Origin of the sequence: Streptomyces sp. NPDC059828 (genome assembly GCF_042731955.1) — a bacterium.
Lineage (GTDB): Bacteria > Actinomycetota > Actinomycetes > Streptomycetales > Streptomycetaceae > Streptomyces.
The window spans coordinates 77,715-101,657 of record NZ_JBHWIW010000008.1; the positions used below are offsets into that span (position 1 = coordinate 77,715).

The following is a 23,943-nucleotide window of genomic DNA, read 5'->3' on the forward strand; positions in this document are numbered from 1 at the left end:
AGTTGCGGGTGACGCGGACGACGTACTGAGGGAGACGAGCGGGGTCAGCCTGCCGCGCGGCAGCGGACCATGTAGGAACGCTCGAACGCGATGACGGTCTCCCCGGTCGACTTCGTGCCGATGGTCTCCACCGTGACGATGCCGTGCCCGTGCCGGGACCGGGACAGCCGTTTCTCAAGCACTCGGCTCGTCGCGTAGAGCGTGTCACCGACGTATACGGGCTCCTTCAGGCGGACCTTGTCCCAGCCGAGGTTGGCCACCGCTCGGGCGGACAGCGCCTGCACCGTCATGCCGCCGACCAGACAGAGAGTGATCCCGCTGTTGACGAGGACTCGTCCGAACTCGGCGCCCTCCGCGTAGTGGCGGTCGAAGTGCAGCGGATGCTGGTTCATCGTCAGCAGGGTCAGCCAGGTGTTGTCGGCCTCGGTGATCGTGCGTCCGGGCCAGTGGCGGATCGTCATCCCGGGCTCGAAGTCCTCGTAGTCCCCGCCGTGCTCTTCGATGTACTCGTTGTCGTTGACGCGGCGCAGCGTCATATGGCCTCCTTCCGGCAGGCCGCAGCATGGAGTGCGGCGGCAGCGGCCGTGTCCTCGATGGCCATGCCCACACAGCGGAACACCGAGGTGCGGTCGCCCGCAGCGGGCGCTGCCGCTGCCAGCTCGCCCAGTTCGCGCAGCTGGTCTGAGGTGATCAGCCCGTCGGCGAGCGCGGCCCGCACCTCGCCTGCCTCGGCCAGCGCTGCCGCCCTTTGCTCCACGACGACCGATGCGGATGCCAGCAGCCTCGGATCGAGCTCGAGGGCGTCCTCGTGGGTGCCGCCGATCACATTGACGTGTGCACCGGGGGTCACCCAGTCCGCGTTCACCAGCGGCGTACGGCCGGCGGTGGAGGTCGTCGTGCAGATGACCGCGGCGTCGGTGACCGCGTCCTGCACCGTGCGGCACACCGCGACCCGGATCGGCCGGTCCAGGGTGTCGCCGATCCAGCGGGCGAACTCCTCGGCGCCGGCCCGGGTGCGAGAGTGCACTCTGATGGAGCTGACGGGACGTACGGCGGACACCGCCCTCACCATCGCCCGCGCCTGCACCCCGGCGCCGATGACCGCGAGTTCCCCGGCATCCGGGGGAGCGCACAGGCGGGTCGCCAGGCCGGCGACTGCGCCGGTGCGGACTGCGGTCAGTTCGGCCCCGTCCAGCATCGCGATGATGCGCCCTGTGGCCAGGTCGGTCAGCACGACCACGCCGTGGATCAGTGGCAGCCCGCGCTGCGGGTTGTCCGGGGTGAGTGTGGTGATCTTGACGCTGCCCACGCCCCGCTGTTCCCAGATCGCCGTCCCGGCCAGCAGCTCACGTCGCAGGCCGTGCTGGATGATCGTCCGGGGAGGCGAGGAGGTCCGGCCCGCCGACAGGTCGACGAAGGCTTCGGCCAGTGTGTCGATGACTCGCAGCAGCCGGTCCGGGCCCGCCATGTCCTCTGCGGTGATGGTCACCGGCCCGGTCATGCGGAGCCCGCCTCGACGCCGACGCCGACGCCGGCGCGGACGCTCAGCTCGGCCACCACATCCACGATGAGGTCTTCCTGGCCTGCGATGGCCTGCCGCCTGCCCAGCTCGAAGAACACGTCGCGCGGGTCGACCCCCGCCTGAGCGGACCGGTCGAGCACCTGGTGCTTGAAGCCGGAGAACACTCCGGCCAGGCCGCTGACGATACTCAGCGATCCGGTATAGGGCACGGCGGGCATCAGCTCCCGCTCGGCGAACTCGGCGGCGTCCAACAACGCGTACAGTCCGATGCCGGTCGGGAACCCTGTCCGCTCCAGCACGGGCACCAGCACCTCAAGCTGGGTGTTGCCCGCACCGGCGCCGAATCCGCGCCCGCAGCCATCGATGATCGTGGACCCGGCCTGGGCGGCGGCCACGGAGTTGGCGACTGCCATGCCGAGGTTGTTGTGCCCATGGAAGATCACCGGCACGTCGACGGCGTCGTGGATCGCGCCGATCCGCTCGGTGACGTCGGCAGGCAGGAAGTGGCCGGCGGAGTCCATGATGCCCACCGCGTGTGCTCCGTAGGCGACCAGACGAGCGGCGTGCTCAGCCAGTTCGGCGGAAGTCGCCATATGACTCATCATCAGCACGCAGTGCGCCTCGGCGCCCTCCTGCCGGAGGAACCCAAGGTGGCGTTCGGCCAGCGAGGACTCGGTGCAGTGCACGCCGATACGGATCACGTCGGCACCGTGCGCGATCGCCCTGCGCAGGTCGCCGGAGGTGCCCCAGCCGGGCAGCATGAACACGCCCATCCGGCTGCTGCGTAGGGCTTCCCGTACGGTCGACAGCATCAGGTCGTCGCTGACGGCCGCCTGCCCCGCCTGGAGCGTGGAGGCGCCCAGGCCATTGCCGTGGCCCACTTCCACCACCGGGATGCCGGCCGCGTCGGCGGCCACCGCGTACCCACGCAACGCGGCCAGGCCGAGCTGGTGCCGAACCGCGTGCTGGCCGTCGCGCAATGTGGCGTCGTAGATCTGCACAGCGCTCATCCGCCCACCTCCGTCCTGGCGGCCAGGGTGAGCCGGGCCGCGTGCCGTTCGGCGACCGAGATGGCGGCCGCGTCGATGATGTCCAGGTTCCCGGCGTATCGAGGCAGCACGTCGCTGTCCGCGGTGACTTCCAGGGAGACGAGGACCCGATCGCCGTGCACCGCGCAGGCGACGACCTGGTAGCCGGGCGCGAACGACCGCACCTGCTCTGCCGCTTCGTCGAGCACGCTGCGCACCGCCTCGGTGGTGGCCCCTGGCACGATCGCGTGGACGGTCGTCCGGAACGCCGCCGGGGGCGCGGCCGGACTGATGTTGAGGATCGCTTTGGTGTCGGGCACGCCGGTGAAGGCGGTGATGGCCTGCTGGGTCGTCGCGACGTACTCGTCCAGGTTGAGCCGGGTGGCGCGGCCGGCGATGTTGCTGGCCACGGTGGAGACGACTTCGATGTAGAGCACCGTGAACCGGCCGGCCAGTGCGTGCGCGACGGGGATCGAGGCCTGCCCACCGCAGCTGATCAGGCTGATGTTCCGCACGGTCGGCGCCTGTGCGCCGGTCACTGTCGGTACCACCATCTGCCCGACCCGGCTCGGGGTCAGGTCGATGACCAGCGTGTCCAGCGCCTGGAGCAGTCGCCAGTGCTCGGCGTGTGACAACGCGTTGGTGGCATCGAAGACCACGTCGAAGGGGCGTGGTGCGGCGAGGATCGCCTTGATGCCGCCCGCCGTGGTCGGGTAGCCGAGGTCGGCGGCGTATCGCAGACCCGCGGAGTCGGGGGTGCGCCCGGCGACCAGTCCGCAATGCAGCAGCGGGGAGCGGTGGATCTTGCCGATCAGGTCCTGCCCGATGGCCCCGGTTCCGATGACGGCGACGGTGATGGACGCAATGCCGCCCTCGTGCGCCATGGTGACGTCCTTGGCGAAGGTCATGGCCTGCCTCCCGCGCCGCCGCTGGGGCCGGCGTGCTGGCCGAATCGCTCGGCCCAGGCGTTCCCCAGCGCGACCGTGGCGCGGGCGCGCCGGGCGAAGGGCGGGCCCACCATGTTCCCGTCCAGGACCGCGATCCCGCCGTCGGCCTCGCGTACCGCCTCGGTCACCCGGCGAGCCAGCCGCAGGCCGTCCGCGTCGGGACGGAACGCCCGGTTGATCGGACCCAGCTCGCCCGGGTGCACGGCCGCCTTGCCGTGGAAGCCCAGCTCACGAACCCGGTCGATCTCCTCCGCCAGCGTTCCGGGCTCGGTGAGCCGGAAGTTGGCCGTGTCGATACAGGCGGTGCCGTGGCGGGAGCAGGCCAGAGCCATCGCCTGCCGGGCGGCGAGCATGCCTGCCCAGGTGATCTCGACGCCCAGGGTGGCGGCCAGGTCCGCCGAGCCGAAGATCAGCCCGTCGGCCGCTGCCGCTATCGCGTCGATGTCGTCGAGAGCTGCCGGGGTCTCCACGGTCACGTAGATCTCCGGGTGCGCCCCCGCCGAGGCCAGGATGGCCCGTATCAGCTTCACCTCGGCCGCGGAGTCCACCATCGTCATCACGATGAAGCCCGGCCTGACCAGGCTCTCGGTGAGCATCACCAGATCGCGGACGGCCTCGATGGACCCCAACTCGTTGATGCGTACGGCGATGTTCGCGGAGCACGGAGCCTTCTCCAGCGCCGCCCGGCACACCGACCGCGCCGCGTCCCGCTCCTGCCGCGGGACGGAGTCCTCCAGGTCGATGAGATGCACGTCCGCGTCATACGACCAGGCCTTCACCACCCGATCCAGCGACAGTGCAGGTGTGTACAGGACGCTGCGCGGGATCGCCCGCGCCGGAACGTCCTTCATCGGACCGCCTCCCCGGGTAGCGCGACCGCCGGCTGCGCGCCCACGTCGACCAGCACCGAACACAGCCGGCGGATCTGCTCCTTCGTCTGCCCCGCGCGCATCATGACGCGCAGGCCCGCCGTGCCGCGCGCGACGATGGGGAAGAACACCGGCGAAACGTAGTAGCCCGCCTCGATCACCCGGCGGCCCGCCTCGATCACCGTCTCGTCGCTCATCGGTACCAGGCGGATCGGGTAGTCGTTTCCGGTCTGATCGGTGTGAATCAGCGAGTCGAAAAGCTCGATGTTGCCGGACAGTCGGTTCTGCAGGGTGGTCAGTTCGGCGGTGTGATGGATCTCGGCCGACGCAAGGCCCGCGCCGACTGCGGCGGTGTTCAGCGGCTGTGAGTAGCTCAGGCCGCCGCCGAAGCGTTCGATGACGCGTAGCAAGTCCTTGGAGTACCCGTCGAGCACGATGGCCGCACCGCTGGTGCCGAACGCCTTGTTCAGGGTCGCCACTACGATCGTGCGCTCGTCGAGGACCGGGCTGTGGGAGCGGACGTAGCCGACGCCCCGCTCGCCGTACGCCGACAGCGAGTGGGAGTCGTCGTAGTAGACCAGCAGTCCGTACTTGTCCTGGAGCTCGGCCAGTTCCTTGACGGGTGCGTAGCCTCCCAGGCTGTCGCTGCCGTCGCAGACATAGGCGACCTTGGCGTACTTCTTGCAGGCGTCCTCGATGAAGCCGAGGTCATGGTGGCGAGACGTGACGACCTCGGTCTCGTCGGCGCACACCGGCTTGATGTTGGCCATCGACACATGGGCGTTCTTGTCGAAGATCATGAATGGCCGGGTGCCGTTGCCCAGGTGGCCGGAGGCGATCAGCGGCAGCAGGCCGAAGGTGGCGACGCTGGCGGAGAGGGAGCAGACCACATGGGCGCCGAACAGCTCGCCCAGTGAGGCCTCCAGCTCCAGCAGGGCGGGTATCTGCACCCGGCTGCGGGCGATGCAGTGGTCCAGTACACCGTAGTGCCGGAGCGCTGCCACTGCGCCCTCGATGACCTTGGGGTGGGAGTCGAGATCCAGGTACGAGCAACAGCTGAAGTTGATGAACTCATGGCCCGTTTCGGTACGCAGCACACCGTCGTTCAGGTGAGCCACGATGCCGGCCAGTCCGCTGCGCTCCGACATGTTCCAGAACTCGTTGCCGATCCCGATCAACTTGTCGTTGTTGCGGTACCGGTGGGTGGGGATGAGGGCCTTCCTGCTGGTCACGCCACCACCCCTGCGGGCTCGTAGGTGCAGGCGCTCGGGAGCTGGCGACGGGATGTCGTGCCGAGGGCTCCACCGAGCACGTCCGCCCGGCGCAGGACCTTCGGGCTGCGCAGCCTCATGTTGGAGTTTGCCTGGTCAGGCGACTCGTCTTGGTGGCACCAACGAAACGGCAGACGGAGCATCTGCTTCGGTTCCAAGACCAATTCACCAGGATGTGCCGTGGCCACAACTTCGTCCTCTTCGTTGCTTGTTGATCATCAGTGTTCTGTCACGGCTCACGTATGGCCATGACTGGAGCCGGATCCGGCTCGGCGGCCGATCTGGTCCGGCGCAGTGCCGGCTGCCCTGCGAGGCTCAGTGCAAGGGCGACGGTTCCGCCGCCGACCGCGGCCCACGCCGCCTGCGAGGAACTGCCCAGGAAGGCCAGCCGTCCGCCGATCGCCGTGCCCAAGCCGACACCGAGGGCACTGGCGCTGGTGAGCCAGGAGAATGCTTCCGAGAGGGACGCCTTGGGGGCCAGCGACTCCAGCAGTGCGCTGCCCGTGATCAGTGCCGGCGAGGTCGCGATCCCGGCGATGAAGGCGAGAGACAACGTCACCGCCCAGTCGTGCGTGAAGACCAGAGGCAGCGTGGCGAGTGTCAGCACGCACGTGGTGATGGAGAGCAACCGCGCCTGGGGCAAGCGCCAGTGCATCCCACCGTAAAGCAGGCCGCCGAGCAGGCTGCCCACCGCCATCAGCGACAACAACACACCGCCCAGCGCGGGTGCGGACCGCTCCTGGGCGACGGCCACCATCGCGACGTCGATCGCGCCGAACAGGAAACCCATCCCAGCGTAGATGATCACCAGTAACCACACACCGGTCACCGTGATCACCCGCCGGGGGCTCCGGACCGAAGACGTCTCCCGATGCGCGGGCTCGGACTGACGGTGCAGCGCCACGGCAATGGAGCCGACCGTGGTCAGCGCCAGGCAGGCGACCAGGCCTGCGGCCGGGTGCGCATAGGACGTCAACACGGTGACCAGCAGCGGACCGAGCAGGAATATCGTGTCGTCCAGCATGGACTCCATGGCGTAGGCGGTCCGCAGCGCATCCCGGTCGACCATCACCGCCCACCGCGCCCGCATGAACGAGGCGAAGGACACCGAGGTGCAGCCGGTGGCCGCCGCCGCGAGGACCGGCAGCCAAAGCGGCGCCTCCACCGCGATGGAAACCACCAGCAGAGTCATCCCCACCGCATGTGCCGGGCACGCGGTGAGAAGCACTCGCCGCTGACTGAGGCGGTCGGCCAAGCGCCCGAACACCGGGCTGGCCACTGCCTGCGCGGCCAGCATCACCGCTGCCACGGTTCCCGCGTCGGCGAGGGACGCGGTCGCCACCGAGGCCAGCATCAGACAGCTGATGGACCGCATGGCGATCGGGAACCGTCCCACTGTGCCCCAGAACGCCAGCCTCGCGACACCGGGTGTCCGCAGCAACAGAAGATAGGACCTGGGCACGCCGCGGACCCGACGCTCAGAATCCTCGGCGGTGGTGTGCATGACGATCACTTCCTGGGCGCCGGCTCGGATGGCTCAATCGGGCTAGGGACAACCGCGCCTCCTGGCGACCGTGTCCCTTGCCGCCACCTTGACCCTCCCGACCGTCGGTCAACATGAGCAACCACTACTCAGAGATCGTCTTCTCTCATGAAGCCGTTGGCCTTCTGAATGTGACCGGTGCGTTCCGTTGGTCAGACACGACGTCGACGGTCCTGCGGCAGGGATGACACGTGGGCCCATGCCCCGCCGGGTCACCCATCACCCGCCCTGGGACAGTGGTTCAATACGGTCCACCCCCGCCCGGCAGGCTGACCCGACGCATGAATCGCGCACGCATACAGTTGCGCCCTGCGGTCGCGCAGCAGTGGCAGTGGCAGTCTGAGCAACAGCTACTCACGACCTGTTCCCCGTGATCTGGCTACGGTCCGGGTCATGACGACTGTTGACTGGTCAGGTGTCCGAGCCACGGTGCTCGAGCTGGGAGAAGAGCCGGGTCCTGCGGAAAACGGCAGGAGCATGGCAGTGGTTCGACGACGCGATGACGGTGGCGGAACACGAGTTGCTCGGTGGACCATTTCCCAATCCGCTGCACGCCTCGGCCGACGCTCTCTGGGCTGCCTTGGACGCCGAGCACCCTGACGCGCATCCCGAGCAGTACCCGGATCCGCACTGCGAGGAGTCCAGAACTGCCAAACGGGCATGGGGAACACGTCGATCGGACCTCGAGCGGGCGCTGAGGACCACCGGGGCTCTGCCGTTGTGTCACCACGGATGCGTATCTCGTGAATGGCTCGCGGTGAACGGTGCGGAACGCGGCACGATGCGGTGCGATCCGGAAGGCGACGGCGTGCACCTCTACCCGGATCATCTGGACGGAGACCCGGACAGCCGGCGCATCACATTCGGCCAGTTCTACCTCGCGTGGCTCGAGGAAGCGGCACGAACTATCGCCGGGAGTGCCTGGTGCGGAGCGGACCGCTGACACTCATGTGCACGCTCCAGGGGGTTTCCTCGCCATACCGCAGGAAGGCTGTCAGGAGGATTGCCCTCGCTTATAGCAGTGATTGCGTGAGAAATGATGTGACCGCGTGGTGCACACTATCCCTTTCCTGTATCCAGAGAGTTCGATAATATTCCGCCATGTATGACGTGCAAGAATTCTACGATCAGCTCGCACCCGACTATCACCTCATCTACGGTGACTGGGACAGGACAGTAAAGGTCCAGGGTGCTGCCCTGGACGCACTGATCCGCTCGGCGATCGGTGTCAAAGCCACAGTGCTGGACTGTGCGTGCGGGATCGGAACTCAGGCCATCGGCCTTGCACTTCACGGGCACCTGGTCACGGGTACCGACATCAGTCCGGCGGCAGCCGAGCGCGCAACCAGGGAAGCAGCCCAGCGTGGACTGGACGTACCCACGAAGGCGGCAGACATGCGCGCGCTCCCGTTCAGCGACGCCGCCTTCGACGTTGTTGTGTGCGCCGACAACGCCCTGCCTCACCTGCTGACTGCGGAAGACCTGCGCACGGCACTGGGAGAGATGCGCCGTGTGCTGCGCGGCAAGGGCCAGCTGTTGATCAGCACCCGCCCTTACGACGAGATCCGAAAAACGCGTCCCTCCTCAACCACCCCGCAATTTCACGGTTCAGGTAGTGATCGAACCATCACATTCCAGTTGTGGGACTGGCACGAGGACGGAGAGCGCTACGACCTGGAGCATTTCCAGGTGATTCCCGACAACGGTGATTGGCGCGTCAAGGTACGTCGCACCACGTACTGGGCAATGACTCAGGATCAGTTGATCAGCGGCGCGGCTGACGCGGGATTTGACGAGGTCACCTGGATGACGCCCGAGGAAAGTGGCTTCTTTCAGCCTCTCCTCACCGCCCGGGTGCCCTGACGGCCGCCCCGGATGCGTACGGAGGCAGGAGGCCTCCGAGAACGTCTGTGTCTGCCGACGCCTCCGCCGACGAGACATACGGGAGCCGTCCGCGCGGACTCACTGCAGTGGCAGCTGGCGCCGAGGTGCGGCACTCGGTCCCAGGGTCTTCCGTCGGAGCTGTAGCCGACGGCGACTCACTCGACGGCTCGGTGCAACGTCCGCCCACTGCTGCCCGGCACCGGTCGGGCGACTGCGGCCGCCGCGTGACCCACGCCTGCTCGTCGGCGGCCCGGGCGTCATGTCGACGAGGTCCAGCAGCGGCAACGGTCACGCAGCGGGCCGCATGAGGCCCGGGGTGACGGCCTCCATGGCAACCCCGCGAGTACCCCAGCCCGTGCCGGTGCCGCCGCATTACCGGGGCGGCGAGGAAGCGGCCCCGAGCTGCCTGTGCGGAAGCAGCGACAGGGCGGTGCCAGTGAGTCCGCTGGTTCCGGCTGTGCTTGAGCGGCCGTCCCTCGTTTGTGCCGCAGCAGACCATCGCAGCCACGACCCAAGCCCGGTCTTTCGCGCGGGAGAGGGTTCAGCCGGACGTGGTTCACGGGAGGAGCCGGTCGGCCAGTTCCCGGCGGGTGGTGAGGCCGAGCTTGGCGTAGACGCGTTGCAGGTGGTTGTCGACGGTGCGGACGGAGAGGGTCAGTTCCGTGGCGATGTCCTTGCTGAACATTCCCCGGGCGGCGAGCAGTGCGATCTCGTGTTCTCTTCCGGTGAGCCGTACGACGTCCTGGCGAGCCATGAGCGCGGGGGTCCTGGCTCCCTCGCAGCGGGCTTCGAGGGCCTCGGCGCGGACGGCTGCGGCGCTGGCCCGGCGGGTCTGCCCGGCCTCTTTCAGAAGTGCGGCGGCGGTGCTCGCCGCCTCGGCCGCCAGTAGGTCCGCTCCTATGGTCTCCAGGGCGTCTGCGACGGAGAGCAGGCCCTCGGGGTCGTTTGTGGCCCATGCGGCGGCCAGGTCGGCGCGGGCCCGGTGGAAGCGTCCGGTGCACTCGGACGCGATCTCCGCCAGCCGCGCGGCGGCCTCGCGGGCTCCTCCGAGGCGGACGAGATCGGTCAGGAGGATGGCTTCGGACGCGGTGTGCCCGCGGTCGAATGCCGCCTGGGCGGCCTCTGCCAGGACAGTTCGGGCGCGGGTCAGCTCTCCGCGGGCGACATGCAACCAGGCCTCGCCGAGGTCCTCTTCGGGGAAGTGCCCTGAGGTGGGAAGCAGGGCGCGTTCGGCCCGAGCCGCTTCCGCGGCTTCGAGATCGCCCTGGACAGCAGCGGCGGCCGTCAGACCCGCCAGTGCCATCGACAGGATGATCGCGACGTGTGGGCGCGACGCTCGGGCGACTTCCGCGCACCACCGCCGAGCCTGGGCCGGGTGTCCGGCAAGCCATGCACCACGAGCCAGATTGAAGGCCAGCATCCGGCGGTCCGTGGTCACGCTCCTGTTCGAAAGGCCCGCGAACGCCTGCTCTCCCACTGCCTGGGCCTCGGCCAGACGGCCGCTCTCCGCCAGGGCCAGGGCAAGAACGGCGGGCTGCCCCGCCTCGTGCGCGGCCGGGGTGTGCTCGTCCCGGTCGGTGTCGGCCGCACTGAAGGCGATGGCGCGGCGGACCCAGTCCTCGGCCTCCTCGCCGTGGCCCGTGAGCGAGAGAGCCATGGACTTGCCCATGGCGGCCCACAGCCATGTCGAGGCGTCCGGTGACTGCCCGGCGTCGGCCGTGAGGTCTGCGTACAGGGCGAGGCTGTGTTTGACCTCGCCCACGGTGAACGCGTTGGCGGCGAGCAGCGCGCGGAGACCGAACGGGTCGGTGACCCGGCAGCGGGCGGCCTCGATGACGTCGAGAATTCTTTCGTAGGTTGCCCCGATTCCCCACATGAGGTTCTGCGACCGCACCAGCACTGCGGACAGGACTTCCTGGTCGCCGACGGCCATGGCATCTGCCTCGGCCAGGACGTCTTCGGCCGCCTGGAAGTCACCCGCATCGTGCAGCGTCTTCCCAAGCAGCAGCCGGATCTGGAAGCTGCGGTGCTCCTGGGGGATCGCCCGGAGGAGACCGAGCGCGCGCGGGTACTCACGGGCATGTCCGGCGAGACCTGCCGCGCGGACCAGCAGAGCGGGGTCGGCCGTGCCGGTGGCCGCGAGGTTGTAGGTGGCGAGATGGATCGCGTCCTCTCGGCGACGGGCCCCGCTCTTCTCCAGCAGACGGACCTGCCGCAGCAGAGTGTCCCGGCGACGCTGGGCCGTCATGTCGGCGCGCAGTACCTCGCCGTAGAGGGGGTGGGCCAGCCGGACCGCGGTGCGTCGTTCCTCCTGGGTGACGACGATCAGTCCCGCCTGCTCCAGCTGGTCGATCATCCAGGGCTCGGCGGCGTCCGATTCCAGATGGCCCAGGGACAGCGGCTCGCACAGCGACAGGACATCCAGCACCTGCCGGCCCGCGGACGGGGCGACGGAGAGCCGGGACCGGATCAGATCGCTGAGGCGCCGCGTGCCCTCGAGCCGGTCCGCGGTCATCTCCCAGATCTCGCCGTCGCTCGTGAGCGTCCCCGCGGCCACCGCCCCCGCCACCAGCTCGCGCAGGTAGAGGGGGTTCCCGCCGCTGGTGGTCAGCAGCTGACTGACCGCGCTTCTTCCGACGGGCCCCTCCAGGACCTGTTCCAGGAGCGTCTCGACCTGTCGTCGTCCGAAAGCCGCGAGGTCCACTTGGTGGACCGCGTCCCCGTGCCCCAGCGCGTCCACTGCCACCGCGCCCTCGCCGTCCCCCGACCGCACGGTTCCCAGTAGGAAGACCACCCCGGCGTCCATCAGCTGCCGCAGCAGCATGGCCGAGGTCGCATCCAGCAGGTGGATGTCGTCAACGAGGAACACCATGCGGGACCGCGAGCCCGGATGCGACAGCAGTCTGGCCACGGTGGCGAACCCTGACACCGGGTCGGACAGGTCCACGCCGTCGGGCAGCAGATGGGCCAACGCTCCCAGGGGAACCGACGCAGCGGCTGCGGTGGCAACCGCCCTGCCCGGGCGGTGCCCGGCCCCGATCGCTCGGTTCAGGCACTCCTCCGCCAGCCGGGATTTACCCACCCCGGCCGGCCCGAAGATCAGGAACCCGGAACTGCGGGGATCGTGCAGGACGTCGTCGAAGTCTTTGAGCTGGGGCTCGCGCCCCACCAGCGGCCAACGCCGCAGCACGCTGTTTCGACTCATCCCCGTCGCCCTCCACTGGTCCTGGGACGTCCGCGGATTGGCCTGCCGCCCACTTGTATCGCTCCCGAGTGACGCGGACTGAGCCAGCAGCAGTCGGACGCCCGTGCGATTTTACCCGGGCGCCCCGCCCCTGTGCCCACGGCTCGAAGTGTCTGGCCGCCGGGGCGAACCCGCTCTTGGCGCCCGATTGTGGCCATCACAGAGTGCGTGCTGCGAAGCGATCAAGGAAAGTCGTGCCCTACAACTCTGCGGTACCTGGCTGGCCTCGCGTGATGACAACAGAGCCTCCGCGAACCACTCGGAAGGGGATCGCACCCCCGAGCCACCTGGAGGACCTGCTTTCACGCGCAGAAACCGCCGCAGTGACCCGATCGAGACTCCGGTTCGATCGACAGCCTTCGAGATCGGTACGGGCACAACACTTACGTGTCGGGATGCTCCGGCAGCGCGAGCCAGTCCGACCAGGAGATCTCGCGGCCGAGGAAGCGCGGCTGCTCGAACGGCCAGTCGGCGGCGATCCACTGCGGCACCAGCGCGTCGAGGGCCTGCTCCACCTTGCTACCCACCAGCTCGTCCACCACCCACCAGGAGATCTCGCCGTCCGCGCCGGCCCTCTCCGGTGGGTCGATGTAGACACAGCCGAGCAGAGCTGTCTCCGCCGCGTCGAACAGCGCGTAGTTGAAGGACTGGTGTGCGGCGATCTCCTTCTCGTGCCGCAACAGGTCGGCCTGGTCGGCCTCGTAGGTCATGGTGGCCGCGGGCCAGCCCCAGGCCGGGCCGAAGATGGTCCACAGCCGCTCGCGCGAACCCATCACAGCCGGATAGTCGAGCGGGGTGTCCGCCTCCCGGATCGGCCGCAGGTGATGGCCACCGCCCGGCAGCGGTACCAGGACGGGGTGGACGAAGTCATCGGGAAGCCAGCTCATGGCGCCCGACCGTAGCAGCGCGCGGCCGTCCGATCCCCTGGATTTTCCCCGTATGCCGCCAGGCCCTGCTCTCATGCCGGGCAGGGCCCGCGATCACCCGATCGAGACTCCCGTTCGATCGACAGACTCCGTGATCGGTATGGCAACGGCTTCTCAGTCATGCAAGGCGTCGGGGCTGACGGCTAGGTGGCTGGCGAGTTCGGTTCGGGATCGTATGGCTAGCTTTTCGTAGATATGCGTGAGGTGGTACTCGACTGTCTTGACTGACAGGAACAGTGCTGCGGCCGCTTCCGGGTTGGTATGACCTTTGGCGACGAGCAGCGCCACCTGCAGCTCCTGTTCGGTCAGCGCGACGGGTGAATGACCGCGATGGGCAGGCGTCCCGAAGCCAGCTGCTCGGAGCTCTCTCGCGGAGAGCGCGGCCCAGGGCTCGGCGCGGAGCCGCTCGAACACTTGACGGGCGGCGATGAGAGGGCGACGGGCGGCACGTCGCTTCTTTGCCCTGCGAAGGAATCGCCCGTAGGCGAGCTCGGTACGGGCCTTGGCGAAGGGATCCGGCAGGCGCTCGTGGTGTCGTAGAGCCTCCTCGAAGGCATCTTGGCTGCCCTCGACAAGCCCTCGGCATCGTGAACTCACAGCATGCCCCCACGTGGAGGGCGCCTGCCGGACCTGGTCCTGGAGTTCGGACAGAGCTGCCCGGGCAGCGGAGCGGTCACCGGCGGCCACGGTGGCTTCGATGAGGTCCGGTTGGTGCTGTAGCACCATCGGTTCGACAAGCCCCAAATCCCTGAGCCGCTGCTGAAGGTCACTGAGGCGGGCAGAGGCTTCGGAGTCCTTGCCGGTGCCCAGGTCGAGCAGACCCAGTGCGGTCTCCATGTAGGGGCTGACGAGCTCCGTACCCCGGCCGTCAAGGAGTTCGTGGAACCGTCGAGCGTGCTCGGCGCACTGAGTGGTTCGTCCTCGGGCGGCGTCTATCCGGGCCATCGTGGAAATCGCATAGGCCTGCAAGACCGGCTGTCCGGTCTCGGCGGCGAGGCTGGCTCCTTCACTGGCCAGAGCGTAGGCCTCGTCCCAGTACCCGGTGCGCAGTTGTGTTTCGGCCAGAACAGTCAGGTACGGGGCAAGCCGCTCAGAGGCGCCAATCTTGCGCGCGCGCCCTACCGCCCGTTCCAGCAGCGTACGCGCCGCCGGAAAGCGCTCAAGCCACATGAGATCCATCGCGGAGAAGCTCGTCACCTCGACGCCGATGGAGAGTGGGTCGGTTGTGGTGAGGAACTTCTCGCAAGAAGTGAACACGGCGGCTGCCTCGCTGCGCTCACCGGCGAGCAACATGGTGTGGGCCTGCATCAGCGACGCGGAATCGTGGAAGGCCGCGGCTTCGCCACCGCGGGTCAGGGCAATGGCCCGGTTGGCAGTCGCGTGGGCCTGAAGGATCGCCCCACCCATGCAGGCTGCCCCGGCGGCGGCAATCAGCAGGGGCACCGCCTGTGCCGCTTCCAGCCCGACTGCCGTGTCCACTAATCGGTCGTGGACGCGGCGAGGCGGCTGGCGGACGAGCAGTACCTGACTGCGCAGCCCCGTCGCCCCGGCCCGCACCGCCGAGTCTTCAGTCGTGTTGGTCGCCGCCTCAGCCAGTACCAACGCTTGATCCCCCAGGCCGGCCAGTTGGGCCGCCTCGGCGGCGGCCAACAAGTAGCGGCCCTGCTCCACCGGGGAAGGCGCAAGATCGGCGGCACGCTCGTAAGCGCGGAGCGCGGCGGGCAGCGCACCACGCGCACGGGCACGCGTGGCCGTCTCCGCGAGGGCGCATGCCGCGATTGAATCTGGGGCGGTCGCCGCAGCGGCAAGGTGCCAACTGCGTTGATCGCGGTCCACCAGGCCCTCCCGGCCGTCGAGCGCCCCGGCCAAGGCCCTGTGGGCCTCTCGTCGCAGCTCGGGCGTCGCGATGTGGTACGCGGCAGAGCGCAGCAGGGGATGGGCAAACCGCACCTTGCCGCCTGACAGGTGGACAACCTTCGCAGCCTCGAGTGCCTGGAGGACCCCGTTGTCCAAGGCCAGGGCATGAAGCGCTTCCACCAAGACAGCCGCCTCCTCGGTGTAGCCGGCGGCTGCAACCGTCGCCGCACGGCGACTGGCCTCCGGTAGGGCTGCCAAGCGGGCGGAGTATGCGGCGGTCAGCCGCGGACCCACAGGCAGAGGAGTCTCCGGCAGTTGCACGACCCCATCGGCATGGAGGGCTGACGCCGCCTCCAGCAGAGCCAGGGGGTTGCCGGCGGTCTGCCGGTACAGCCGATTGAACGGCTCGCTGCCGGAAGGAACGTCAGCCACCCGCTGCACCAGCACGGCTGCGGCCGCGGGCTCGAGGCGAGCAAGCGCCAACGATGGCAGACCGGCTTCGGTGAACAGGCAACGCTCGCCATCCCGAGCCGTGACCAGCACGGCCACGCCCTCGGCCTGCAAACGCCGCAGAGCGAAGAGCAACGCATGCGCGCTTGCCTCGTCCATCCAGTGCGCGTCGTCCACGGCGACCACGACAGGTGCTGTCGCTGCGGCTTCCGTGAGCAGTGTCAACGTGGCCGCCCCCAAAGTCGGCCGCTCTGGGGCTTCCCCCTCCTCCAGCGACAGGGCGGTGCGCAAAGCGCGCGCCTGAACCGCCGGCAGTCGGTCGACCAGGCACTTCACAGGCCAGATGAGTTCGCCGAGGCCGGCGAATGCAAGTTCGGCTTCCATCTCGATGCCTGTGGCCCGCAGAACCGTCATCTCTGCGGCCTCCGCCACTGCTCCTTCGAGCAATGCGGTCTTCCCGATCCCCGGCTCGCCACACAGCACGAGAACCCCACTTCGGCCTTGCCGGGCGGCGGCTAGGAGCAGCCGCAGACGGTCCTGCTCCTCCGCACGCGAAAGCAGTGTGTGCCGCTCATGTCCAAGCATCGCAGCATCCCCCCGAGAAACGATGTCGAAGCAGTGCCGATGGACGGGTGCCGCTCACGATTGTGGCCGCTCCAGAGCCACTCCCGCAGGGACACTAGGGAATCCCCTGGTCCGTAATTCGCCCAGTCCCCGCATCGTTGAAACGCACCAGCTCCTTTGTGCGGATCGTCGAGAAAGGGTAAGGGCGCATGGCCCAGATCAACGAAGGCAAGCGCAATCGTTACTTCAGCAGAGCTGCCGCAGGAGCGGCGCCGGCCGGCTGGTGTACTGCGCCATGATCGCTTTGGTTATTCCCGTGTACTCAAGTCCACCGAACATTCGTTTCAACGGCCGTCGGAGCCTATTCCGCCGCCTGCACCCTCAGTCGGTCACGCCCGCGTCGGTTACGTGTCAAAGAGCCGGCGCGGTTTGCCCGTGAACTCGTTCTTGAGTCCAACTCGGTGCACAACTATGTGTCGTGACCACCCCACTCCGCGACTCAAAACAGGGACGACAGAGGAGGCGGCGAGGAGTCCTCCGATACCTGGGAGACCAGCAAGGAAGGCAACAACCCGACGAGGGACGGTCACTACCGCGGGGCAAGCGCCAACTCGCGCAGAACGCTCGCCGGGCTTCGGAAGATGACCACTCAGACCCGTGAAATGGAGTCGACATGACGAAGCGATCGATCCGGCGTCACGCCAGTGCCCTGCTCATTGCCTTCACCATGGCGGGAGGCATGGGCGTCGGCGTCGCCGGCTCGGCCCAGGCGTCCCCGCACCCCACTGCCGCTGCTGCCGAACAGGCCGCCAACACCAAGGCCCTGGCGCCGTTGCGCGCCACCGCCGGGCCGGCTCACCTGCCCTACTACGGCAGCAACGCCGACTTTCCCACTTGGTTCTTCGGAGCGACTCGTCTCTGCGTGAAGAACCTGGGCACGCAGTACGGCGAGGCGCGCGTACAGACCAGGCTCAACGCGCCGCCCGAGTACATCCCCGTCCAGGCAGGACGGACGCTGTGCGTGAGCCGGTGGTGGGGTGGGGTCCCGATCAACGTCAGGAACAACGCGCAGGCGCCGTTGTCCGTCACCGCCAGCTAGGACGTCTCTGAGCCGGCTCAGCCGTACGGGCACAGAGGCGGGCCGGCCGTCCCCCGGAGCAGAGGCAGGAGCGAGCCGATCGCCGGCTTGCTCCTGCCCACTCCTCAAGCGAGCGACAAAGGAGTCGACATGACAGCAGTGCGGAAAAGGGCCAGAGCCTTGGTCGCCGCCGTTGCGCTTTTGGCGCTGGGCGTGGTGATAGCCCCCTCACAGAGCGCCGGTGCTGATCCCGCTGGTGTGCAGCGCACGCTCGACTGGGAGCAGTCGGCTGACCGCACCCTTCCCGCCGCAGCGCCGCCCAACCTGAACAAGCAGTGGGCGACGTCGTACGGTGCCACGAACGTCACCAGCCCCACACGCGACGGTTCCTACGCAGCCCGATTCGAGCTGAGGAAATCCGATCCGGTCGTCTCCGGCAGCAAGCGCGCGGAGATTTCGCAGCGTGACGAGCAACCCGCCGGCGCTGAGCGGTGGTACGGCTTCAGCATCAACCTCGCGTCGACATGGGCCTACGACACCTCGGCCGAGATCGTGAGCCAGTGGCACCAGTGCGACGTCGGCTGCCCGGGTGGCTCACCACCCCTGGCACTTCTGACCGATGAAGGGCGCTGGAAGATCGACTTCCGCGGCGAGTTCATCGATCTGGGTCCCTACTCCACGGGGGTCTGGGCCGACTGGGTCTTCCACGTGACCTGGCGTACCGACAGTACCGGCATGCTGCAGGTGTGGAAGAACGGCGAACGCGTTGTGCACCGCACCGGAGCCACCCACGGCGGGGGCCCACGATCGCCCTACTTCAAGCTCGGGATCTACAAGTGGGACTGGAACACCGGAGCCCCCTCCAGCACCACTCAGCGAGTGATGTACCACGACGCTCTGCGCCTGGGTGACGAGCGCGCCGCTTACCGGGACGTTGCGCCCGAGCGGGCCTGTACGCGAGCCGTGCCGGTGCCATCCGCGTCCGCCACGACGTACGAGCCGACGAACCCGCCCGCCAACGCCATCGACGGCAATCCGACGACCCGCTGGTCCGGCCAGGGATTCGGCGCCGCACTGATCCTCGACACCGGTGCGCTGCGCCAGCTGTGCGGCGCGACAGTGGCCTGGCACCGCGGTGACCTGCGGTGGAATGACTACACCATTCATGCCTCGCAGGACGGCGTCTCGTACGCGAAGGTGTGGGAAGGCCGCAGCTCAGGGACGACCACGGCACCCGAAACAGTGCTCTTCACCACCGGGTCCATCGACGCCCGCTACCTCAGGGTCTCGTTCTGGGCGAATCCCGAGAACGACTGGGCCAGCATCACCGAAGCCGGGCCACTGGGGCTGTAAGGGAAGCCGGGCGAGAACGATTCCGGCGCTGGGTGAGGCGCCTGTCATCGAGGAGTTGGAGGAGAGAACGCCCGCGCTTTGCGGAGTGGGCGCCTGCCGAACTGGACGGGAAGGCCGTTTCCGGCCTTCCCGTCCAGTCCTGTCCCGGAAGGCGCCAGGGCACGCCCCGCGGCGGATTACAACGCGTCGACCGCTGCCACCTTCCAGCCGTCAGAGGTCAGAGTGAGCGTCATCCGCACCCGGTTCAGGTCGACGCGGGGCCCCTCGACCTGGCTGCTCCGCGTCACCTGGTTGACGAAAAGCAGCACGATCGCCTTGTCGGGCGAGGCCGACACCACCGATGCCGCGGAGCCGCCGCCCTGTGGTGGGGAGGCCACTGTCGCCTTGACCACTCCCTGGTACTTCTTCGCGGTCGGTGCCACCACCGCCTTGGTCGTCCTGCGGTACTCGTCATGGAAGGATCCGGTCAGATGTCCGCGCGCGGCGGCGAAGTCGCGGTCCAGATGCCGGTAGTCGTACGACAGGACGACAGGAGCCGCCGTCCGCGCGGCCGCGAGTGCCTGCTGCCGCGCCTGCTCCGCCCGCCGGCCGTCCGAGTAGTCCTGGGCGAGTACGACGGCCCCGACCAGGGAGGCCGCCGACAGCACGGCGAGCAGGGCCATCACCAGCCTGCGCCATCCCGTGCCCGATGCCCCGGCGGTGCCTTCGGCGTCCGGCTCCGCGGAGTCCTGCTCCGGCTCCTGCGCCGTCTCCGCGCCGGGAACATACCGATCGGACTCCTCCCAGTCCGGTGCCTCCCAGTCCGGTTCGACGGGCTCGGTTTCCGGCTCCTTCGTACGCAAGGTGCGTCCGGAGACCGATCCGCGCGAGGACCGTCCGGTGGGCCGGTCCTCGGGTACTCCCGGGGCGATGGTGTCGCCGCGCGCGGTGCGCTTGGCCGCCGCTCGGACGGCCGCGGTCATCGAGCGGCGAGCGGGGGAGCCGACGCCACGGCCTCGGGTGATCGGGTTCGGCATGGGCTTTCTCCTCACTGGTGGTGCGGGGGTGCGGGGGTACAGGGGCGCGGTCGGCATCGGAAGTGTCTGTCGTCGCGGCCCCGCCTTGGACGGGCTCCGGGCGCCCGTCAGCCGACGAACTCGACGTCGGACGTCAGCCATCGACCGCCTTCGAGCACGAGGTCGAGTTGCAGCCGGTAGGTGCGGGCCTGGCCCTCCGGGGCAGCCGTATTGGTCACCTTGCTGTCGGCGACCACCAGCACGCGGGCGGACTTCTCGTCGGCCCGGGTGATGCCGGCTTCGAGCACCTGCCCCTGGGAGACCGATCTGTTCGCCGCGACCAGCTTCGTCAGCTCGCCCGTCTGCGCGGCGAACTCCTTCTTGAAGTCGCCGGTGGCGCCCTTCAGCACGTTCTCGCTGTCCTTCTTGTAGTGCCGGTAATCGAGCGAGGTGAAGTTCAGCGCCGATTGGCGCGCCGCTGCCAGGATGCCCTGGCGCCGCTGTTCCTGCGCTCGCTGTTCTTGCACCTGAAAGCCCAGCCAGACAGCGAGGACCGTCGTGACGACGGTCGCCGCCGACAGCGACACGGGCATCGCCCTGCCACGGCCGGCGGCCTCCGCCGTCCTCGACCACAGCCGGCGAAGCAGCCGCGCCACGCGCCCCGCGAGGCTTCCTGTCATGCCATCGGTCCGACGAGCAGCCATTGCCACGAGTCCTTTCCGAATACGCTCTGTTCACCGCCGGTCGAGCCGATCTCGACAGGCGTTCCGTCCGGACCCGCGGCCATGCCCGTCTCGGGGTCGTACGGGGTGACATGGGCGGCTCCGTCCGTGCCGGAACCCTTGCGCCCCGATGAGCCGGGGGCGTTCTGCGCGCCGCGCACCGAGGTGGGGCCGCCGCGCGGGGCCGAGCAGTGTGCTCCGGTGTTCGCGGGCCGCTCGCTCGTGTCCGACGGGTCGCGCCGCTGGGTCCCGTATCCCTGCCGGCACGGCGGCGGCTCGTCCGCGTTGACCACCAGTCCGAAGTGGGTGGTGCCGTCGCCCGGGACCACGGTGTAGCTGCCCGCCACCACCACGGGGAAGGTGACCAGGGCCTGCTCCATCCCGGGCAGCCGCGCCACCGTGATCTGGCCGCCGCTGATCAGATTGCCCAGCAGCACCGGCAGATGGGGCCGGTTCGCCGTCAGTAGTGAGTTCACCTCCTGCGCCGCCGGCGTACCGGAGCCGATGAGCTTGCGGATGTCGCCGTCGCTCGACTTCAACTCGGCGGAGAGCGCCGCGAGGTCGCGGGAGAAGGACTTGATGGCAGATCCCTTGTCGGCCTGTGTCTTCAGGACCCTCCGTGAGTCCTCGATCAGCGAGACCGTCTGCGGCAGGGAACGGGAAGCCGACTCGACCAGGGCGTTGCCCGAGTCCACCAGCCGACTCAGCTCAGGGCCCGTGCCGGCGAACGCCTTGCCCAGTTCGTCCACCGTGATGCGCAGGTCGTCCTTGCCAACGGAGTTCACCAACCGGTCCAGACTGAGCACGAGGTCCGTGGTGGGCATCGGCACCCTGGTGGCGCGGCGGGCGATGGTACTGCCGTCGCGCAGGTAGGGGCCGCCCGGGCCCCGCGGCTGCAGATCGACGTACTGCTCACCGACCGCCGAACGGTTCGCGACGACGGCCACGGTGTCCGCCGGGATGTCCGGCCCGTCCTCGATGTCCAGCGCTATCGAGACCCCGTCCCGGCCGGTGAGCCGCAGCTCCCCGACGCGGCCCACGGGCACACCGCGGTAGGTCACCTCGGCGCCGGGGAAGACGCCTCCCGAATCGGCGAAGTCGGCCCGCACGGTGTACCCGCGGTCGAGGAGGGCGTCGGTCAGCCCGGTGTAGCGGGCGCCGACATACGACACGCCGACAGCGGTGACCGTGGCGAAGGCGAGCAACTGGATCTTGACCGTTCGTGTGATCACGGCTGCATCCCCTTCAGCATCAGTTCCGCCAGGGCGGGATCGACCCCGGGCGGGAAGTGGCCCTCGCTCCGGGTGCCGTACGACACCTGACTGCCGGTACAGAGCGGCGGACACAACGGGGCGCCGTCCGGGGGCGGCGGGGCAGTGCCGGGCGCGTCCGGCGACGGCAGTGAAGTCGGCCGGGGGACTCCGGGTACCCCGGGCACACCGGGGACCTCGGGAACGGGAATGTCAGGAACACCCGGCTTCTTCGGGCCGCCCGGCTTCCTGGGCTTTTCGCCGAGATTGCCGTAGATACCCGCCAGATCGAGATCGGCGGTGATCCTGAGATTGACGTAGTCGCCCTTGATGGAGTCCGTCGCGTTGCGCGGGAACGGATACGTCGTCATGAGTTCCAGCGCGTTGGGCAGATCACTGCCCGCCTTGTTCAGCTGTTCCAGGATCGGCCGCAGACTGTGCAGATTGGCCACCATGTCGTCGTGCGACGCATTGACCACCTTCGTGCCGGTCTTGCTGAGCTTCGACAGGGACGTGAGCATCGACGTCAGCTTGATCCGCTGGTCGGCCAGCACCTTGAGCGCGGGCGGGACGGTGTCGACGGCCCGGGCGATCGTCTCCTTCTCCTGCCCGAGCCGCTTGGCCAGCCGGTCGAGGCCGTTGAGCGCGCGGACGATCTCCTTGCGTTGTGCGTCGAGCCCGCCGACGAAGGTGTTCAACTCCGTCAGCAGGGACTTGACCCGGTTCTCCCGCCCCTCCAAGGCCTTGTTGAGCTCCGTGGTGATCGTCTTGAGCTGCGTCACCCCACCCCCGTTGAGCAGGGCGGACAGCGCGGACAGCACCTCTTCGATCTCGGGATTGCGCCCGCTGCGGGACAGCGGGATCCGGGCGCCGTCGCCGAGCCTGCCGACGGACGCCGCGTCCACGGGTGCCGACAGCGCCACGTACTTCTCGCCGAGCATGCTGCTCTGCCGCAACTCGGCGACCGCGTTGCCGGGCAGCTTCACCGACTTCGAGATGCGCAGACCGACCCGGGCGTGCCAGCCGTTCAGCTCCACTTTCTCGACCGAGCCCACGGTGACGTCGTTGACCTTCACCGCGGACTGCGGCACGAGGTCGAGAACGTCCTTGAACTCGACGGTGACCCGGTAGGCGTCGCCGCCGGTGGCCGCTCCGCCGGGCAGCTCGACGTCGTACAGACCGTTGAAGTCGCAGCCCGACAGCAGCAGCGAGCCTGCCGCCGCCCACACGGCCGCACTCGTACGGAGCAGTCTCCGGTGCTCCACGCTCATGCGCCGGCCTCCAGGATTCCGCCAAGGGTCCGGTCGACCGAGCCGGAGCCGGACACCGGCCGGGTGCCGCCCGGTCCGAGCTCCGGCAAGGAGTCGAACAGCTTCTCCAGGTCCCGGCAGTCCGCCGCATTGCCGTCCCCGGTCGTTCCGAGCACCGAGCACAGCAGCGCGGCCGGATCCTGCGGGTGGTCCGGGTTGTTGCGGGTGTCGAGCGTTCCGGAGGCCGGGTTGTAGGCGTTCTGCAGATTCGAGAGCCCTGCAGGCGCCACCTCCAGCAGCTCGGCCAGCGCGGCTCGCTGGGTGACCAGTACCTTGGTGACCTTGCTGAGGCCCTGCACATTCGACGTCAGCGAATTCTTGTTCTTCCTCACGAAGTCGGAGACATCGGCGAGCGCCACGCCCAGGTGCCGCAACGCGGCCGCGAGGTCCTCGCGCTCCCCGGCGAGCTGGCCGGCCACGTCGGCCAGGCTGTCGTTGAACGACCGGACGTTCTTGTCGTCGGCGCCCAGCGCGGCTGTGAAGACCTGGAGATTGCGCACCGTGCCGAACAGGTCCTGCCTGCCGTCGGACAGGGTGGTCACGGCCAGCGAGAGATCCTCGACGGTCCGGTGCAGGTTCTCGCCCTGCCCCTCGAGGTTGTCCGCGCTCACGCCGAGCAGCCGGGACAGCGAACCGTCCTTGTTGGCTCCCCGCGGGCCCAGCGCCTCGGCCGTCGTGTGCAGACTGTCGAAGATCCGGTCCAGCTCGACGGGTACGGCCGTGTGCTGTTCCGTGATGACATCGCCGCTGCTCATCGCCGGTCCGGACCGGTACACCGGCAGCAGCTGGACGTAACGGTCGCTGACCACCGAGGAGTTGATGATCGCCGCCTTGGCGTCGGCGGGGACCTTCCGCCCGGCCTCGTACTCCAGCTCCACCCGTACCCGGCCGCCTTCCGGAGTGATCGCCTTCACCTCACCGATCCGTACGCCCAGCACCCGCACGTCGGAACCGGGATAGATACCGACCGTGCGCGCGAAGTACGCCGTGACCCGGACCGGGTCCGGCTTCGGCCACATGACGACGACGAGCGCGGCGACGACCGCCAGCGCGGTGACCAGCGCCGCCCGGCGCAGCAGGCGCCTGCGCAGCGCCCCCGAGCTCGGCATGCGCATACGAGACAGGCGCGT

General features: G+C 68.8%; 20 protein-coding genes. 4 read left to right on the forward strand and 16 right to left on the reverse strand.

Going from position 1 to position 23,943, the window contains the following annotated elements; all coding sequences use genetic code 11:
- Window positions 1-44 precede the first annotated feature (44 nt).
- The 8 genes from ACFV6V_RS07385 to ACFV6V_RS07420 form a co-directional block, all read right to left on the reverse strand.
- The gene (locus ACFV6V_RS07385; protein ID WP_385560416.1) at window positions 45-536 is read right to left on the reverse strand and encodes a MaoC family dehydratase; all 492 of its coding nucleotides are present in this window, start codon (window positions 534-536) and stop codon (window positions 45-47) included.
- Window positions 533-1,501, reverse strand: coding sequence for an ornithine cyclodeaminase family protein (locus ACFV6V_RS07390; protein WP_385560419.1), 969 nt, complete (start codon window positions 1,499-1,501; stop codon window positions 533-535). The genes ACFV6V_RS07385 and ACFV6V_RS07390 overlap by 4 nt, the downstream gene beginning before the upstream one ends.
- Window positions 1,498-2,532, reverse strand: coding sequence for a 4-hydroxy-2-oxovalerate aldolase (gene dmpG, locus ACFV6V_RS07395; RefSeq protein WP_385560422.1), 1,035 nt, complete (start codon window positions 2,530-2,532; stop codon window positions 1,498-1,500). The genes ACFV6V_RS07390 and dmpG overlap by 4 nt, the downstream gene beginning before the upstream one ends.
- Window positions 2,529-3,458: an acetaldehyde dehydrogenase (acetylating) gene (locus ACFV6V_RS07400; RefSeq protein WP_385560425.1), complete on the reverse strand. Its 930-nt coding sequence runs from the start codon at window positions 3,456-3,458 to the stop codon at window positions 2,529-2,531. Before ACFV6V_RS07400 ends, dmpG begins: the two co-directional genes overlap by 4 nt.
- On the reverse strand, window positions 3,455-4,348 hold the full coding sequence (locus tag ACFV6V_RS07405) for an HpcH/HpaI aldolase/citrate lyase family protein (protein WP_385560428.1): 894 nt from the start codon (window positions 4,346-4,348) through the stop codon (window positions 3,455-3,457). Before ACFV6V_RS07405 ends, ACFV6V_RS07400 begins: the two co-directional genes overlap by 4 nt.
- Window positions 4,345-5,598, reverse strand: a complete 1,254-nt coding sequence (locus ACFV6V_RS07410; RefSeq protein WP_385560431.1) for an aminotransferase class I/II-fold pyridoxal phosphate-dependent enzyme — start codon at window positions 5,596-5,598, stop codon at window positions 4,345-4,347. Before ACFV6V_RS07410 ends, ACFV6V_RS07405 begins: the two co-directional genes overlap by 4 nt.
- Window positions 5,595-5,717: a hypothetical protein gene (locus tag ACFV6V_RS07415; RefSeq protein WP_385560434.1), complete on the reverse strand. Its 123-nt coding sequence runs from the start codon at window positions 5,715-5,717 to the stop codon at window positions 5,595-5,597. Before ACFV6V_RS07415 ends, ACFV6V_RS07410 begins: the two co-directional genes overlap by 4 nt.
- 149 nt (window positions 5,718-5,866) lie before the next feature.
- On the reverse strand, window positions 5,867-7,141 hold the full coding sequence (locus tag ACFV6V_RS07420) for an MFS transporter (protein WP_385560436.1): 1,275 nt from the start codon (window positions 7,139-7,141) through the stop codon (window positions 5,867-5,869).
- Between the two features lie 454 nt (window positions 7,142-7,595).
- Between ACFV6V_RS07420 and ACFV6V_RS07425 the strand changes: the two genes are divergently transcribed.
- Both ACFV6V_RS07425 and ACFV6V_RS07430 read left to right on the forward strand, forming a co-directional pair.
- Window positions 7,596-8,123 carry a hypothetical protein gene (locus ACFV6V_RS07425; protein ID WP_385560438.1) on the forward strand — a complete coding sequence of 176 codons (528 nt, stop codon included), beginning with the start codon at window positions 7,596-7,598 and terminating at the stop codon, window positions 8,121-8,123.
- 158 nt (window positions 8,124-8,281) lie between these two features.
- The gene (locus ACFV6V_RS07430; protein ID WP_385560439.1) at window positions 8,282-9,043 is read left to right on the forward strand and encodes a class I SAM-dependent methyltransferase; all 762 of its coding nucleotides are present in this window, start codon (window positions 8,282-8,284) and stop codon (window positions 9,041-9,043) included.
- Between the two features lie 577 nt (window positions 9,044-9,620).
- Here the strand turns inward: ACFV6V_RS07430 and ACFV6V_RS07435 are convergent.
- The 3 genes from ACFV6V_RS07435 to ACFV6V_RS07445 all read right to left on the reverse strand — a co-directional run bounded on the left by ACFV6V_RS07435 (window position 9,621) and on the right by ACFV6V_RS07445 (window position 16,126).
- Entirely contained in the window at window positions 9,621-12,269 is a 2,649-nt protein-coding gene (locus tag ACFV6V_RS07435) for an AAA family ATPase (RefSeq protein ID WP_385560442.1), read from the reverse strand.
- Window positions 12,270-12,691: 422 nt separating this feature from the next.
- Window positions 12,692-13,195, reverse strand: a complete 504-nt coding sequence (locus ACFV6V_RS07440) for a GNAT family N-acetyltransferase (RefSeq protein WP_073492597.1) — start codon at window positions 13,193-13,195, stop codon at window positions 12,692-12,694.
- A gap of 153 nt (window positions 13,196-13,348) precedes the next feature.
- Window positions 13,349-16,126 carry an AAA family ATPase gene (locus ACFV6V_RS07445; protein ID WP_385560446.1) on the reverse strand — a complete coding sequence of 926 codons (2,778 nt, stop codon included), beginning with the start codon at window positions 16,124-16,126 and terminating at the stop codon, window positions 13,349-13,351.
- 652 nt (window positions 16,127-16,778) lie between these two features.
- Between ACFV6V_RS07445 and ACFV6V_RS07450 the strand changes: the two genes are divergently transcribed.
- On the forward strand, window positions 16,779-17,204 hold the full coding sequence (locus ACFV6V_RS07450) for a hypothetical protein (RefSeq protein WP_385560449.1): 426 nt from the start codon (window positions 16,779-16,781) through the stop codon (window positions 17,202-17,204).
- A gap of 129 nt (window positions 17,205-17,333) precedes the next feature.
- Complete coding sequence (locus tag ACFV6V_RS07455; RefSeq protein ID WP_385560452.1) at window positions 17,334-18,536, forward strand: heparin lyase I family protein; 1,203 nt, start codon at window positions 17,334-17,336, stop codon at window positions 18,534-18,536.
- Between the two features lie 176 nt (window positions 18,537-18,712).
- On the opposite strand, the gene ACFV6V_RS07460 is transcribed toward ACFV6V_RS07455, so the two are convergent.
- From ACFV6V_RS07460 to ACFV6V_RS07480, 5 genes are all read right to left on the reverse strand, one after another.
- Complete coding sequence (locus tag ACFV6V_RS07460) at window positions 18,713-19,552, reverse strand: hypothetical protein (protein ID WP_385560455.1); 840 nt, start codon at window positions 19,550-19,552, stop codon at window positions 18,713-18,715.
- A 107-nt stretch (window positions 19,553-19,659) separates the two neighbouring features.
- Window positions 19,660-20,124 carry a hypothetical protein gene (locus tag ACFV6V_RS07465; RefSeq protein ID WP_385560626.1) on the reverse strand — a complete coding sequence of 155 codons (465 nt, stop codon included), beginning with the start codon at window positions 20,122-20,124 and terminating at the stop codon, window positions 19,660-19,662.
- Window positions 20,125-20,207: 83 nt separating this feature from the next.
- A complete protein-coding gene (locus ACFV6V_RS07470) occupies window positions 20,208-21,485 on the reverse strand; it encodes an MCE family protein (RefSeq protein WP_385560458.1) in 1,278 nt (425 codons plus the stop codon).
- Window positions 21,482-22,774 carry an MCE family protein gene (locus tag ACFV6V_RS07475; RefSeq protein WP_385560461.1) on the reverse strand — a complete coding sequence of 431 codons (1,293 nt, stop codon included), beginning with the start codon at window positions 22,772-22,774 and terminating at the stop codon, window positions 21,482-21,484. Before ACFV6V_RS07475 ends, ACFV6V_RS07470 begins: the two co-directional genes overlap by 4 nt.
- Window positions 22,771-23,922 carry an MCE family protein gene (locus ACFV6V_RS07480; RefSeq protein ID WP_385560463.1) on the reverse strand — a complete coding sequence of 384 codons (1,152 nt, stop codon included), beginning with the start codon at window positions 23,920-23,922 and terminating at the stop codon, window positions 22,771-22,773. Before ACFV6V_RS07480 ends, ACFV6V_RS07475 begins: the two co-directional genes overlap by 4 nt.
- Window positions 23,923-23,943 lie beyond the last annotated feature (21 nt).

What these genes read in the sequence shown, in the direction of transcription:
- ACFV6V_RS07450 (WP_385560449.1), top strand. Translation starts at nt 16,779, where the DNA reads ATGACGAAGCGATCGATCCGGCGTCACGCCAGTGCCCTGCTCATTGCC.
- ACFV6V_RS07440 (WP_073492597.1), bottom strand. Translation starts at nt 13,195, where the DNA reads ATGAGCTGGCTTCCCGATGACTTCGTCCACCCCGTCCTGGTACCGCTG.
- ACFV6V_RS07460 (WP_385560455.1), bottom strand. Translation starts at nt 19,552, where the DNA reads ATGCCGAACCCGATCACCCGAGGCCGTGGCGTCGGCTCCCCCGCTCGC.
- ACFV6V_RS07400 (WP_385560425.1), bottom strand. Translation starts at nt 3,458, where the DNA reads ATGACCTTCGCCAAGGACGTCACCATGGCGCACGAGGGCGGCATTGCG.
- ACFV6V_RS07480 (WP_385560463.1), bottom strand. Translation starts at nt 23,922, where the DNA reads ATGCCGAGCTCGGGGGCGCTGCGCAGGCGCCTGCTGCGCCGGGCGGCG.
- ACFV6V_RS07435 (WP_385560442.1), bottom strand. Translation starts at nt 12,269, where the DNA reads ATGAGTCGAAACAGCGTGCTGCGGCGTTGGCCGCTGGTGGGGCGCGAG.
- ACFV6V_RS07415 (WP_385560434.1), bottom strand. Translation starts at nt 5,717, where the DNA reads ATGAGGCTGCGCAGCCCGAAGGTCCTGCGCCGGGCGGACGTGCTCGGT.
- ACFV6V_RS07445 (WP_385560446.1), bottom strand. Translation starts at nt 16,126, where the DNA reads ATGCTTGGACATGAGCGGCACACACTGCTTTCGCGTGCGGAGGAGCAG.
- dmpG (WP_385560422.1), bottom strand. Translation starts at nt 2,532, where the DNA reads ATGAGCGCTGTGCAGATCTACGACGCCACATTGCGCGACGGCCAGCAC.
- ACFV6V_RS07385 (WP_385560416.1), bottom strand. Translation starts at nt 536, where the DNA reads ATGACGCTGCGCCGCGTCAACGACAACGAGTACATCGAAGAGCACGGC.
- ACFV6V_RS07420 (WP_385560436.1), bottom strand. Translation starts at nt 7,141, where the DNA reads ATGCACACCACCGCCGAGGATTCTGAGCGTCGGGTCCGCGGCGTGCCC.
- ACFV6V_RS07465 (WP_385560626.1), bottom strand. Translation starts at nt 20,124, where the DNA reads ATGCCCGTGTCGCTGTCGGCGGCGACCGTCGTCACGACGGTCCTCGCT.
- ACFV6V_RS07475 (WP_385560461.1), bottom strand. Translation starts at nt 22,774, where the DNA reads ATGAGCGTGGAGCACCGGAGACTGCTCCGTACGAGTGCGGCCGTGTGG.
- ACFV6V_RS07430 (WP_385560439.1), top strand. Translation starts at nt 8,282, where the DNA reads ATGTATGACGTGCAAGAATTCTACGATCAGCTCGCACCCGACTATCAC.
- ACFV6V_RS07405 (WP_385560428.1), bottom strand. Translation starts at nt 4,348, where the DNA reads ATGAAGGACGTTCCGGCGCGGGCGATCCCGCGCAGCGTCCTGTACACA.
- ACFV6V_RS07455 (WP_385560452.1), top strand. Translation starts at nt 17,334, where the DNA reads ATGACAGCAGTGCGGAAAAGGGCCAGAGCCTTGGTCGCCGCCGTTGCG.
- ACFV6V_RS07390 (WP_385560419.1), bottom strand. Translation starts at nt 1,501, where the DNA reads ATGACCGGGCCGGTGACCATCACCGCAGAGGACATGGCGGGCCCGGAC.